Source organism: Acinetobacter sp. ANC_7682, from assembly GCF_056779795.1.
On the sequence record NZ_JBWYIQ010000016.1, the window covers coordinates 57120 to 71208 of the forward strand.

Sequence of the window (14089 nt, forward strand, 5' to 3'; positions counted from 1 at the left end):
AAAAAGAGGCAGACTCTAGGGTCAATCGAGTTAAATATTGATGTATAAAAAGCAGTAATTTATCTCATAAATATTAGTTATTTAAGCTACGTAGTATTTCATCTGCTGTCATGTATCCACCAAGATAAACACCTTCTGAGCTGTAAATTGCAGGCGTTCCATTTACACCCATTTTTAAACCCATTTGGTACTGATCTTTAACAGGATTTTCACAGTTGGTATTGTCCAATTGTTGACCTGCAATAGCTTGATCAAATGCAGTTTTACGATCTTTACTACACCAGACACTTTCCATTGCTGGGAAATACTGTTCTCCACGTGGCCACGCGATATAACGAACTTCAATTCCTTTAGAATTGATTTCATCCATATGTTCATGCAATTTATGGCAGTAAGGGCAGCTGATATCTGTAAAAACGTAAACGATATGTTTGGTTTTAGATTTAGCTGGATAAATAATGAGATCTTCAGCTTTTAACTGGCTTAGTAACCCTTTACTCCATGCCGACTGGAAGGATTGTCCAATATCTTCAACTTTTTTATTACCTAAACGTAGTAAATCACCTTGGAAAATATATTGACCATCTGCAGTAGTGTATACCGCAGTCATACCCTCTAAATTGACCCAGTAAAGATTTGGTACTTCGGTTGGTTTAATGTCGATAATTTTGGCATTGATATTTGCGGTTTTAAAATTTTTCTCTAACTTTTGAATCAAGCGTTGTTGCGCATTTCGCTCAGTTAAATTTGATGCTTGGCCGGTTGCTGGAGCAGTTGCTGTTAAAGTACCATCTGATTTTTGTGTGTCTTCAGACTTGGAGCATGCATACATAAAAAGCGTCGTTGCAAGGGTAGAAACGAATAAAATTTTCGAACGGGTAAATAACATAAACAACCCTTTTAAAGTTTTCAGCATTATTTTTACTGCGCTAAGCATAACAAAAAATATTCTCAAATCGTAAATTATAGCTCAGTGCTACAAAATTCAGATCGATGACTTAGCCACGGGGATGATGCTGAGCATGAAGTTGTTGCATGCGAATTTGTGCAACATGCGTATAAATTTGGGTTGTCGATAAATCACTGTGCCCTAAGAGCATTTGTACCACTCGGAGATCTGCACCATGATTGAGCAGGTGAGTTGCAAAAGCATGTCTTAATGTATGGGGGGATAGCTCTGTAGCTATACCTGCTTGGAGGGCATAACGTTTGATGGCATACCAAAAGTTTTGACGGCTCATAATCCCGCCATGTTGGGTCAGGAATAAGTAATCTGTAGCACTTTTATGGAGTTGGGGGCGAGCTTCTGCTAAGTATTTTTCAATCCATTCCACAGCAATTTGCCCCAAAGGAACTAAACGCTCTTTATTTCCTTTGCCCAAAATTCGCAAAAAACCCTGATTGAGATTGATGTGATCTATTCTTAAATTAATCAGTTCGCTCACGCGTAAACCACAAGCATAAAGGACTTCAAACATCGTGCGATCACGCAAGCCTAACGCTGTGTTTGTATCTGGTGCTTGAATGAGTGATTCAACATCTTGCTCAGATAAATCTTTAGGTAACGCTCGTCCTAACTTGGGTGTTTTATGTGCGGCTATAGGATTATCTGTTCTTAAATTTTGCTCTCTTAAAAATTTATAGAAAGACCGAAGTGCCGATAAAGTGCGAGCAATTGATCGAGGACTTTTCCCTTGTTTGGTGAGCTCAATTAGTACATCTGAAATATCATCATGTGACCATAAGGTCATGGGGCTGGTTAACAGAGTACTGCATTGGACTAAATCTGTGAGATAAGCATTTCGGGTGTGCGGACTAACAGACTGAGCGATTAAATAATCCCGAAATCCGTGTAAGAACGAAAGTTGTTCTGGAATTTGAATGGGTGCAGGAACTCGAGGTTTCTTATTAATCATAGGGATATTCGATTGGGAAATTCGATTGATTTAATTGAGATTATCTAATGTAGTGTAATTTTCTATGCATGTCGATGTGTTATAAGAAGATGCGAATCATTCTTGATGAGAGTGCGGTAATAATTCTCATTTGTATGTATACTGTTCAAAATTTTTTAGGGTTAGGTACGGTGCGTTTATCTGATTTGAAAGTCAAACAATCTGCCATCATTACGCAAGTGCATCGCACTGTAGATGGTACTTCTACAGATATGGTGGCAAGTCGTTTAGAAACGCTAGGATTTGTTTCCGGAACTAAAGTACAAGTCATTACGAAAGGACTGTTTGGCGGCGATCCAATTCTCATTCAAGTGGGTTTTACTCGCTTTGCCTTAAGAAAAAATGAAGCACAAAAAATTGAAATAGAAGGAGTGTCGGCATGAGCGATGCGTTGCGTGTTGCCCTTGTTGGTAATCCTAACTGTGGTAAAACTTCATTATTCAATCATTTGACTGGAACACGCCAAAAAGTAGGTAACTATGCAGGTGTAACCGTTGAGCGAAAAATTGGTCACTTCACGCTAAACTCAGGTAAAGCGGTTCGTGTTTTAGACTTGCCAGGAACGTATAGTTTAGACGCAACTAGTCCAGATGAAGAAATCACCCGTGATGTTGTTTATGGGAAAATTGCGGAAGAAGGTCATCAAGATGCATTTTTATGCGTTGTTGATGCAACCAATCTGAAGTTGCACCTTGGTTTAGTTTTGGAGTTGATCCAATTGGGTCGTCCAATGCTACTCGTACTTAACATGATGGATGAAGCTCGTCGTCGTGGAATGCAAATAAATACCCAAAAGCTTTCTGAGCGCTTAGGCATTCCAGTTGTAGAAACGGTTGCTGTGCGTCGCTCAGGTATTGAAAACCTGATGAATGCGCTAGATCATGGCAAATATGCTGTTCCTCAAACTGAGCTGACAGGTTTGAAAGGATCTGATCACGACAAAGTTGAAGCGATTGTCAAAGATGCCGTTCAATTTGTTGAATTTGATGATAAACGTTCAGTTTTTCTCGATAAAATCTTTCTGCACCCAGTACTTGGTCTATTCAGTTTAGCGGTGATGATGTTCATCATTTTCCAAGCAGTTTTTGCTTGGGCGGCACCCTTCATGGATGGTATTGAGACGTTCTTTGGCTGGTTGGGTGAAGTCGTTGGTGAGAATATTGCACATCCATTACTCAATAGTTTAGTGGTTGATGGAATTATCGCGGGTGCAGGTGGTGTAGTTGTCTTTTTGCCTCAGATTCTCATCTTATTCTTCTTTATCTTGGTGCTTGAAGAATCAGGTTATTTACCCCGAGCGGCATTCTTACTTGATAAGTTGATGTATAAAGCAGGTCTTTCGGGACGTGCATTTATTCCATTACTGTCGAGTTTTGCGTGTGCAATTCCTGGAATCATGGCATCACGGACTATTAGTGATCCAAGAGACCGTTTGACCACGATCTTTGTTGCGCCATTGATGACTTGTTCAGCTCGTTTACCCGTCTATGCGTTGTTGATTGCAGCTTTTGTGCCTTCTCAAACGGTTTGGGGACTATTTAACCTTCAAGGTTTAGTGCTGTTCGGTCTATATATGGCAGGGATTGTGAGTGCACTGATCGTATCGTTTGTGTTGAAGTTTTTCCAAAAAGATAAATCTCAACATATGTTATTGATGGAACTTCCAAGCTATCGTTTTCCAGATTTGAAAAACGTGTGGATTGGCTTGCTTGATCGAGCAAAAATCTTTTTGAAGCGAGTCGGTGGAATCATCTTTGCGCTTTCTATTTTATTATGGTTCTTGTGCACATTCCCACAACCACCAGAGGGTGCAACATTACCTGCGATTGATTATTCATTTGCGGGGATGTTAGGTCATTTGATGCAACCAATCTTTGCGCCATTAGGCTTCAATTGGCAGATTTGTATTGCTTTAATTCCAGCCATGGCTGCGCGTGAAGTTGTCGTTGCTGCTTTAGGCACCGTGTATGCTTTGTCTGCTGTTGATGAGGATGCGATGTCGGAAGGCTTGGCATCACTGATTAGTAGTGGTGGGGATTTGGGCTGGTCTTTAGCAACAGGATTATCACTTTTGGTCTGGTTCATTTATGCACCACATTGTTTGGCGACATTAGCGACAGTGAAACGCGAAACAGGTTCTTGGAAGACAGTTGGCTTTATGACCGTCTATTTATTTGGTTTAGCGTATTTTATGTCGTTTTTAACCTATCAAGTCGCGACCAGCGTGTTAGCTTAAATCTGAAGAGTTGAGGAGACTGAGATGATTGAAATTCTAATTATTACGGCATTGGTCCTTTGGAGTGCATTGGTCGTATTCAAAAAGGTTTTTCCACAGACGTCAAATTCAGTCTTTATGAAACTGTCAGATGCCACGAAAAGAAAAGGGTGGAAGGCACTATCAAAGTGGCTTAAACCCAAAATGACTGCTGGTTGTGGCGGAAATTGCGCTTGTCCTGTTTCAAACAAGGAAACACCCAAGTTAAACCCTCAAGCTGTGAAATGGAAGTAGTTTACTTCAATAAAAGAACCGCCTAAATTGGCGGTTTTTTTACGCATGGACACAAAATAATGTCAAGATTATGAAATCAAAAAAAGCATTCAAAGCAGCAAAGTGCTAACATTTCGGCAGTTTCTAATTAGACTAAAATATGGGGCAGAAATGTTAATACAGCGTGGTGGATTAAAAGTTGTCGCAGGACTCGGAATTTCGGGTGTTGCTGCGGTAAATTTTCTACATGAAAAAGGCTATCACGTTGCAGTAACAGATTCGAGGACCTCTCCACCTGGACATGATCAAATTCCACCTGAAGTCCAAACTAGCTTTGGGAAATTTGACGAAGAAATGTTGTTGTCTGCTGAGGAAATTATTATCAGTCCAGGGCTTGATCCTAAACTGCCAGTGATTCAAACAGCGCTTGCACAAGGCATTCCTGTTGTCAGTGAAATTCAAATTTTAAGACGTGCGACTGAAAAGCCTATTGTTGCAATAACAGGTTCTAATGCAAAAAGTACAGTGACCACCTTGATCGGCTTAATGGCGAAAGATGCAGGCAAAAAAGTCGCTGTAGGGGGGAATTTAGGACGTCCAGCCTTAGATTTAACCAAAGATGATCCAGAGCTATATATCTTAGAACTATCCAGTTTCCAATTAGAAACTACATCGAACTTAAATGCTGAAGTTGCTGTCGTCTTAAATATGAGTGAAGACCATCTCGATCGTCATGGCGATATGATGGGATATCACACTGCCAAACATCGTATTTTTCAAGGTGTCAAGAAAGTGGTCTTCAATCGTGATGACTCTTTGACACGTCCCTTAGTACCTGATGCAACGCCAATGCAGAGTTTTGGGCTCAATGCACCAGATATGAATCAGTATGGTGTACTCAGAGATACTGATGGCACGATGTGGCTAGCAAGGGGGCGTGAACGTTTATTGAAAAGTTCTGAGATGTATATTCAAGGGACACACAATGTCGCAAATGCACTTGCGTGTTTAGCTTTAGGTGAAGCGATAGGTCTACCATTAGAGGTCATGCTGGAAACTTTGAAAACCTTCAAGGGGTTGGAACATCGCTGCGAATTTGTCAAAGAAGTGCAAGGTGTTCGTTATTATAACGACTCAAAAGGTACAAATATTGGGGCAACCTTAGCAGCATTAGATGGCTTAGGTGCGGCGATCGCAGTACAGAAAGCTAAAGTTGCCATCATTTTAGGTGGTCAAGGTAAAGGGCAAGATTTTACTGCTTTAAGAAAATCATTAACGGAATTTGCAAAACTCGCGGTACTCATTGGTGAAGATGCGCCAGTGATTGAACAAGCAATTCAAGGCACAACCACAATTCTTCACGCTACATCATTGGAAGAAGCAGTAAAATTATGTCAAGCAAATACACAGCAACATGATGTGGTATTGCTTTCGCCGGCATGTGCAAGTTTTGATATGTTTACTGGCTATCCACAACGCGGACATCAATTTGTTGCTTGTGTGAATGCGCTGCACGAAGAACAATAAGGACGAAGATATGGCTGAGTCAGCTCAGACAACGATTGATAAAGTGAATAAAATTTACCAACGTTGGTTACCACGTATTCCAAGTGAAATTACATCAAGGAATGTTCTAATTTTTTGTGTGATTGCACTGCTCTGTATTGGAACGGTGATGGTTGGTTCAGCTTCTATGCCTTACGCAGAAAGATTGCATGAAAATCCATTCCACTATGTCATCCGCCATGCCATATCCATCGTGGTTGCGTTTGTCGCAGCAATTTTGGTTTATCGTGTTTCGTTAAATACCTGGTTTAATAACACATTTCCGTTATGGATGATGACTATGGCATTGCTTGTCGCGGTGTTATTAGTCGGTTCGGAAGTGAACGGTTCGACGCGTTGGATTCGAATCGCAGGATTTACCTTCCAGCCTACTGAAGCTGCGAAAGTGATGATGGCTATTTTTACTGCAGATTATGTTGTCCGTCGGGCAGAAGAAGTGCGGAATAATGTGAAAGGGCTAGCAAGATTAGCAACAGTAATGCTATGTACAGTTGGTTTGATTATTGCTGAACCTGACTTAGGTGCAACGGTAGTGGTTGCCTTAACGATGTTAGGGGTGTTCTTTCTTGCAGGTGCGCCACTAATCCAGTTTGGTATTGCATTGGGTGCCATTATCATGGCATTTGTAGTGCTGGTTGTGTTCGAGCCTTATCGTTTCGAGCGTTTAATGTCTTTTACCAATCCATGGGCAGATCCTTTAGGTTCTGGTTATCAGCTTTCAAATGCGCTTATGGCCTTTGGACGTGGTGAATGGTTAGGGGTAGGCTTAGGCCATAGTATTCAAAAAATGTCTTATCTCCCTGAGGCGCATACGGACTTTATGTTGGCTATTTTGGCAGAAGAGTTCGGTTTCATGGGCATTACGGTTGTTCTCGCACTGTCATTTCTTATGGTGGGTGCGTGTATTCGAATTGGGCATCGTGCCATTCAACATCAATTCTTGAGAGCGGGTTATTTGGCTTACGGGATTAGCATTATTTTTGTTCTGCAAATTATGGTAAATGCTGGCATGAATATGGGGCTGCTCCCAACAAAAGGTTTAACTTTACCATTTATTAGTTATGGTGGTTCATCTCTGATTATGTGTGCTGTCATGGTCAGTTTAATGCTGAAAATTGAAGCAACAACCCAAGAAAAGAATCAGGCTAAGGAAGTATCTAGCTTTTAAAATACACGATTGTATCTTAAGCATTCAAATCTGATGATGGTGGAGTACTATTTTGCTGCAACACCATTGTTGGCATATGTGTGCCACAGTTTAAACAGGTGACTTGACCAGATTTGGGTTTTGATAGTGGAATCAATGGAATAAAAAATAAAGAAAAATAATTGCGTTGTTGTTTAATTTCATAATTGCTATGTGTACGACAGACTGGGCATAGAAATTGCCCCTTTTCCGTTTTGATGGTTTTAGGTCCTACCCCAAAAATAAAAAACATAATGAACTCCTGATTAATCTATCTAAATGGAATTCAAAAACATTTTCAGCTGAATAACAAGCATGATTCTGTATGGACACTATTCAAAAACACCTTGTATGGTGGTGCCAACTGGAATTTTCTTACGATCCCATTGTTGAATTGCCTGTAGAAGCATACGATTTGGTTGATCTAGATCAACTGGATCTTGTCCTAATGCGTGAATAGCTTTGTTCAAGAGTTGGGGGGCTTGGGTGAGATCAAGTGCTACAGCTAAATTTTGCTTAGAAAGCTTTGTACCATCTTTATTCATTGCTAGGGGCAAATGCATATACTGAAGTTCAGGGTAGCCCAATAATCGCCCTAACCAAATTTGTCGTTCAGTGTTATCCAGCAAATCAGCACCACGCACAACATGAGTCATTCCTTGTAGATAATCATCCACAACCACGGCGAGCTGATAATTAATAATACCGTCGCGACGTTTAAGAACAAAATCTCCTAATTCATTGGTCAAATTAGAGCAATGCTGACCTTGTAAAAGATCCTCAAAACAAATCAACTCGTTTGATGTTTTAACCCGAATGGCTTGTTGATCGTGTGGTAGTTTTAAATCGCGGCAAGTACCGCTATAGATATGATTAGAGCCTAAGATTTTTCGTGTACATTGGCAGGCATAGGTGAGGTCACGTTGCTGAAGATCGTTTAAGACAGACTCATAGATGTTTAAACGGTCTTTTTGAAAGATAATTTCGTCATCAAACTCGAAACCGAAAGCTTCAATACATGACAAGATATGTTCTTCACTACCAGGATATATGCGAGGGATGTCTGTATCTTCAATTCGTACAACCCATTTGCCTGCATGAGATCTTGCTTCACAATAGCTTGCAACAGCTGTAATGAGTGATCCAAAATGAAGAGGGCCGGTTGGCGATGGCGCAAACCGACCCACATAAGCCATCCTGTTGTCCCCCTCCTTTATCAAAGGAGGGGTTAGGGAAGGATTATTAAATAACATGATTAACCGTTATTTTGTTTCTCTTTAATTTCAGCTAAAGTTTTGCAATCAATGCAAAGCGTCGCTGTTGGACGAGCCTCTAAACGACGTAAGCCAATTTCGATCCCACAGGTTTCACAGAAACCATAGTCATCATTTTTGATTGCTTCGATAGATTGTTCAATTTTGCGAATTAACTTGCGTTCACGGTCACGAGTACGAAGCTCAATCGCAAACTCTTCTTCTTGCGTTGCACGGTCATTTACATCAGGCAATGCAGTATTTTCATCTTGCATTGTATTTAATGTTCGATCCACTTCTGACATTAACTCGTCTTTCCATGCCAATAAAATTTGACGGAAATGCTCAAGTTGACCTTCAGACATGTATTCTTCATTTTTTTTCGGCTGATAAGGCTCGATGCCAAATAGACTCGCTGTAGTACCGCCTTCGGAAGTCTTTGGCTTGGTCTTACGCACGCGTTTTACTTTTTCAGCAACTACGTTGTTTTCTTCCAAGACTTGATTTTGGTTGTCATTCGCCATAAAGGGCATTCCTCATCATATGCGTGTTTGCGTACGCAAAAAATATGGTGATATGCAAGTGTTTTTATCGCTTCCGATAGATTGTTGCTATCGGGGGCGTCATCATATAGATTTTTTATCAAAGATGAAAGCTATGAATATCTGTTTTGGACTGTTCAGATTCCATTCGGACAGATAACTTAATCCAAAACACTTTAAAAGAAAAGCTAATAACCTGAAATTTCTTTATTAATATTTTGCGCGAAATTTTGTAGGCGATGAACACGTGTTTCAAAGCTACCGTCAGTTTTCAGTAGTAGGCTGCGATAGCCTGGTGCAAGGTCATCAAAGGCAAAATCTTCAGTCTTTGGTTTAAACTGAACGGAGGTGGAGGGCGTTGATAAAAATTGAATATTTTTCCAAACATTCAACGAATCTTGGTGCACATGTCCAAAGATCACTGCTTGAATGTGTTGATACTCTGCCATGATCTGTGTCAATTGATCTGAATTTTTTAAGATGTGTCGATCAATCCACTTGGACTTCATTTCAAGTGGGTGATGATGACACGCCAAAATGACAGGGTGCTTCTGTGTTTCCTGAAGAATCATTGATAAATGATTCAATTGTTCTGCTTTAATCCAACCATCTACTTTGTGGGGCACAGCACTATTTAATAGGACGATTTTCCACGTTTCGAAAGTTAACACGGCCGGTATAGGATCAGGCGCTGCAAAAGGAAAATATTCGGCATCATCATGATTCCCTGGAATTTGATAAAACGGAATATTCAAATTTTTCATGAAACTCAAATATCGGTGATAAGTTGCCTCATGTGGTACCTGTGCCAAGTCACCTGTATGAATAATCGCATCAATGTCTTGATAGCGATTTAAAATATCATTGATCACTGCATGAAAACTTTGTTCAGGATTTATCTGAACAAACGGCGTGTCAGGATGATCCATGAGATGAGTATCGGTAATTTGGATAATGAGCTGATCATTTTTATTCTGTTTGATTAGAGGCGTCATAAATTACCTCAGCGCTATAGAGGTAGTGGCAATGTGCTGTTTGAGCCATTGCAGAGCCATGATGACAGGTGCATTACACAATCGTTTGGATGCCAATAATTGTTCAAGATCTGAATAAGCTAAGATATGCAGTTGGATATTCTCACCTTCATCTGGCATACCATGAATACCACCTTGCTCAGGAAGATCTGCTTCTGCGACATACAAATGAAAAACTTCATCGCACGCACCAGCAGAAGGGTAGAAGGTAAATAAATGTTCCAGATTACGAATTTCACAACCAGATTCTTCTAAACTCTCACGCTGAATGCATGTTTCAGGTGATTCATCGCCATCTAATACGCCTGCAATGATTTCTAGTTGCCATGGGGAGATAGGATCATCGATTGCACCAATTCGGAATTGTTCAATCAGTGCAAAGCGCTTGAGTGCATCATTGTAGATGAGTACACCAGCAGCTTCTTTTCGATGCACTAATTCACGATGAATTGTTGGGGTATAAGTATTCTCACCAAATAAACGATGTGTGATGCTCACTTTCTCTATACGAATGAATCCTTGATAAAGGGATTCGCGAGAATGGACCTTAAAATCTTTATTATTGTAGGTGGCTTTTTCAAGAATTTTCATTCGTATACGTTAGGACAAAAATTTATTTCATCCTAACTGAGATTGCATTAAAGAAAAACAGGTTTTTTAATTTTTACAGCTTCTGATACAACTTTTGTCCTTGCTTATGATACTCATTTTTCATCGCGTTGAGACCTGATTCAATCTCTTGATTTAACTTGAGATCTAGATTATCAGACTGCTGATTTTGAGCGTATTCACGCACATTTTGGGTAATCTTCATTGAGCAAAATTTAGGTCCACACATCGAACAGAAATGTGCTGATTTATGTGCCTCTTTAGGCATGGTTTCATCATGCATACTACGTGCTGTATCAGGATCTAAACTTAAGTTAAATTGATCTTCCCAACGAAACTCAAAACGTGCTTTTGAAAGTGCATTATCACGGACTTGAGCACCTGGATGTCCTTTGGCGAGGTCTGCAGCATGTGCTGCAATTTTATAGGTAATAATGCCATCTTTGACGTCCTTTTTATTGGGTAGACCTAAATGCTCTTTAGGTGTTACGTAACAAAGCATCGCTGTTCCATACCAACCGATCATGGCTGCACCAATTGCTGAAGTAATATGATCATAACCAGGTGCAATATCTGTTGTTAATGGTCCTAATGTATAAAAAGGTGCTTCTTTGCAAACCTCAAGTTGTAAATCCATATTTTCTTTAATCATATGCATAGGAACATGACCAGGACCTTCGATCATGACTTGCACATCGTGTTCCCAAGCTCGATGGGTTAATTCTCCTAATGTACGTAGTTCGGAAAATTGGGCTTCGTCATTGGCATCTTGAATGCACCCAGGGCGTAAACCATCACCTAAGCTGAATGAGACATCATAGGCTTTCATGATCTCGCAGATTTCATCAAAATGGGTGTATAAGAAATTTTCTTTATGATGTGCAAGACACCACTGTGCCATGATTGAACCACCGCGTGAAACGATGCCCGTTAAGCGATTGGCTGTGAGAGGAACATAGCGCAATAAAACACCAGCATGAATCGTGAAGTAATCAACACCTTGCTCAGCTTGTTCGATTAAAGTGTCTTTAAAAATTTCCCATGTAAGATCTTCTGCGATTCCATCCACCTTTTCTAATGCTTGATAAATCGGAACAGTTCCAATAGGGACAGGAGAATTTCGAATAATCCACTCGCGTGTTTCATGAATATTTTTACCTGTAGACAAATCCATGATGGTGTCAGCACCCCAACGTGTTGCCCATGTCATTTTTGCTACTTCTTCATCAATGGATGAACCCAGTGCTGAGTTGCCAATATTGGCATTGATTTTCACTAGGAAATTTCGTCCGATAATCATCGGTTCGAGTTCAGGATGATTGATATTGGCAGGAATAATGGCACGACCTGCAGCGACTTCTTGGCGTACAAATTCAGGTGTAATTTCTAATAAATTTTTTGCACCAAAGTTTTGACCAACATGTTGGCGAGTATCCACACCTTCGCGTTGCTTTTGGTTTTCTCGAATCGCAATGTATTCCATTTCAGGCGTGATAATACCCTGCTTAGCATAATGCATTTGCGTAACGTTATGTCCTGGTTTAGCTCGACGAGGTTTCTGGATATGTGCGAAACGAATGCCAGCTGTACGAATATCTTGAAGACGTTCTCGCCCAAATTTTGAGCTTAATGTCGCGAGTTGTTCTGTATCTGCGCGCTCTTCAATCCATGTATCTCTGAGGTTTGGTAGGCCTCGATTTAAATCAATTTGAATCTCAGGGTCGGTATAAACACCTGAAGTGTCATACACCATGATGGCAGGATTATACTCACCGCCTAAGCCCGTTGGTGTATCAGAGAGTGCAATTTCACGCATGGGTACGCGAATATCTGGACGAGAACCTTGAACATAGACTTTTTTTGACGCCGGTAAAATGCGGGTGAGATCTTGAGCATCTTGCTCATGTTGAGCAGAGAGATCTGTATTTGAAAGATTCGTTAATTGGTTCATTGCAATGATCCTTATGAATGACATCAACGAATCAAGCACGACCAAAAACGGTGGCGGAATTATCCTGAATGAATAACCTAGAACAAAGTTTTTAGATGGCTTGATTCCTACGCAGGTATTAACCTGATCAGGTTCAACGGTACTCACCATCAAAATAATGTTTTAGGTGATCTCAGCGAGTTATTACTCGCGCTCCGTCAAGCGATGTCAAAATACTAACATATAAAGTCAGATTAAAGTCATCAGACTAGGATGCATAACAAATTGCGTCTTTAAAGCAATTACGACGATTTTCAAGATCAACAGTTTTTAAGTTTAAATAGTGACTTAGCTGTATAAGAACTTGCGGATTTTCATCAGTCTGATCTGAAGTTAATTTACTTTTTTGTTGTGAATCCAGTTCGATAAATTTTAAGAAAAGTCGCGCTTGATCTGCTAAGCGACTATTTTTCATATTTGCGAGTTGTTCGATTTCAGTTAAAGCATCGGGTGCAATTTCAACACGTCCTTCAAAATCATGAGAAACAGGATCATGTTTGAGACCTTTAAATAATAAATTTGAATAAAAATGATAAAGGTACTCTGCATCTAAACGGAAACTGCTTTGAGGATATTTTTTTAGATAATTTTCCCAATACTGGGCACGTCTAGAAATCTCTTGTGCTTCAAGATGAAAATGAGGATCTTCAAATTGTGCTTGCTGATTTTGTTCAGCAAGTTCTTGCATAAATGCTTGTTCTGCCTCAGGGAAATAGGGGGCAAATACTCGTGCTAAATAATATGGGTTTCTTTGATAGGTTGCTTGGTGGTTAATATCGACGAGATCAATATACGCTTGACCCTTATGCCGAAGTAAATATTGATCTCGTGGATGTAATTTTTCAATTTGTGATTGTTGAATCGTCGGAAATTGCGACTGGTCATGAGCATATAAATCAAAAGCTTTTTGCTGATCAGCTGATCGATCTATACTTAAGAAATTTCTATACATGATGTCTGCCAAACCGATCAATTCTTTCTGTTCCTGAAATGGCATTAAGGGAAGACAAAGTCGAATATCTTGATTGATTTGCTCAATGGCGAATGTAGTCCGTTGAGCAGTTATCCCGAGCATTTCTTTTTTGAGTTTTTGACAAATGAGGTTGAGATCAGGTGTGGTGTTCTGGTTTTGGGTTGGGTTTGGAGATTCAGTAGGAATTTCTTCGGAAATCGGCTTTTGACACGCAGTTAAGCCAAGACTTACGACCATAAGAGTCAATAATTGACGAATAGGCTTAAACGTGTGCAAAAATGACTTCATTGAGATATCAAAATACAGTTAAAGTGTGAAATGAGGCGCAAATAGATTTTCACTTATTTTAAAACCGTACAGTGAAATTTATTGTAGTTGCTTCGCAATCAAGCGTTACAATAATAGACCTCTTGCGAAAGTAAAAAATTGTTTATACTCGTCCCATGAAATATGAAAATTTAACTAGATTTAATGATGGGGAATTTAAACGACT

14 protein-coding genes and 1 riboswitch are annotated in these 14089 nt (G+C 39.9%); of the genes, 5 read left to right on the forward strand and 9 right to left on the reverse strand.

The annotated features are described in order from the left end of the window. Positions 1–73: 73 nt before the first annotated feature. Positions 74–889 carry a DsbC family protein gene (locus AC1M9D_RS08060; protein WP_481607877.1) on the reverse strand — a complete coding sequence of 272 codons (816 nt, stop codon included), beginning with the start codon at positions 887–889 and terminating at the stop codon, positions 74–76. A gap of 109 nt (positions 890–998) precedes the next feature. Further along, a complete protein-coding gene (gene xerD, locus AC1M9D_RS08065; RefSeq protein WP_481611908.1) occupies positions 999–1916 on the reverse strand; it encodes a site-specific tyrosine recombinase XerD in 918 nt (305 codons plus the stop codon). A 170-nt stretch (positions 1917–2086) separates the two neighbouring features. Here xerD and AC1M9D_RS08070 point away from each other — a divergent pair, with 170 nt between their 5' ends. The 5 genes from AC1M9D_RS08070 to ftsW all read left to right on the forward strand — a co-directional run bounded on the left by AC1M9D_RS08070 (position 2087) and on the right by ftsW (position 7177). Next, positions 2087–2338 (forward strand): FeoA family protein, encoded by a 252-nt coding sequence (locus tag AC1M9D_RS08070; protein ID WP_092767423.1) that lies wholly within the window; start codon positions 2087–2089, stop codon positions 2336–2338. Beyond that, on the forward strand, positions 2335–4191 hold the full coding sequence (gene feoB / locus AC1M9D_RS08075) for a ferrous iron transport protein B (protein ID WP_092767324.1): 1857 nt from the start codon (positions 2335–2337) through the stop codon (positions 4189–4191). Before AC1M9D_RS08070 ends, feoB begins: the two co-directional genes overlap by 4 nt. Before the next feature lie 24 nt (positions 4192–4215). Continuing rightward, positions 4216–4464: a DUF6587 family protein gene (locus AC1M9D_RS08080; RefSeq protein ID WP_481611909.1), complete on the forward strand. Its 249-nt coding sequence runs from the start codon at positions 4216–4218 to the stop codon at positions 4462–4464. Positions 4465–4614: 150 nt separating this feature from the next. Then, complete coding sequence (gene murD / locus AC1M9D_RS08085; protein ID WP_092767322.1) at positions 4615–5970, forward strand: UDP-N-acetylmuramoyl-L-alanine--D-glutamate ligase; 1356 nt, start codon at positions 4615–4617, stop codon at positions 5968–5970. Between the two features lie 10 nt (positions 5971–5980). Next, positions 5981–7177: a putative lipid II flippase FtsW gene (ftsW, locus tag AC1M9D_RS08090; protein ID WP_035263915.1), complete on the forward strand. Its 1197-nt coding sequence runs from the start codon at positions 5981–5983 to the stop codon at positions 7175–7177. 16 nt (positions 7178–7193) lie between these two features. On the opposite strand, the gene AC1M9D_RS08095 is transcribed toward ftsW, so the two are convergent. From AC1M9D_RS08095 to AC1M9D_RS08125, 7 genes are all read right to left on the reverse strand, one after another. Next, positions 7194–7448 carry a zinc-ribbon domain-containing protein gene (locus AC1M9D_RS08095; RefSeq protein ID WP_481589171.1) on the reverse strand — a complete coding sequence of 85 codons (255 nt, stop codon included), beginning with the start codon at positions 7446–7448 and terminating at the stop codon, positions 7194–7196. Between the two features lie 79 nt (positions 7449–7527). Further along, positions 7528–8391 carry a tRNA glutamyl-Q(34) synthetase GluQRS gene (gene gluQRS / locus AC1M9D_RS08100; protein ID WP_265734071.1) on the reverse strand — a complete coding sequence of 288 codons (864 nt, stop codon included), beginning with the start codon at positions 8389–8391 and terminating at the stop codon, positions 7528–7530. A gap of 59 nt (positions 8392–8450) precedes the next feature. Beyond that, a complete protein-coding gene (gene dksA, locus AC1M9D_RS08105) occupies positions 8451–8972 on the reverse strand; it encodes an RNA polymerase-binding protein DksA (protein WP_035263919.1) in 522 nt (173 codons plus the stop codon). 206 nt (positions 8973–9178) lie between these two features. Continuing rightward, positions 9179–9985 carry a 3',5'-cyclic-AMP phosphodiesterase gene (gene cpdA / locus AC1M9D_RS08110; protein WP_481611910.1) on the reverse strand — a complete coding sequence of 269 codons (807 nt, stop codon included), beginning with the start codon at positions 9983–9985 and terminating at the stop codon, positions 9179–9181. Between the two features lie 3 nt (positions 9986–9988). Beyond that, positions 9989–10615: an NUDIX domain-containing protein gene (locus AC1M9D_RS08115; RefSeq protein WP_481589168.1), complete on the reverse strand. Its 627-nt coding sequence runs from the start codon at positions 10613–10615 to the stop codon at positions 9989–9991. Between the two features lie 73 nt (positions 10616–10688). Then, positions 10689–12584 carry a phosphomethylpyrimidine synthase ThiC gene (gene thiC / locus AC1M9D_RS08120; protein ID WP_035263924.1) on the reverse strand — a complete coding sequence of 632 codons (1896 nt, stop codon included), beginning with the start codon at positions 12582–12584 and terminating at the stop codon, positions 10689–10691. A gap of 87 nt (positions 12585–12671) precedes the next feature. Continuing rightward, positions 12672–12791, reverse strand: a riboswitch (TPP riboswitch). Positions 12792–12831: 40 nt separating this feature from the next. After that, positions 12832–13884 (reverse strand): hypothetical protein, encoded by a 1053-nt coding sequence (locus tag AC1M9D_RS08125; protein ID WP_481611911.1) that lies wholly within the window; start codon positions 13882–13884, stop codon positions 12832–12834. Between the last annotated feature and the right edge of the window lie 205 nt (positions 13885–14089).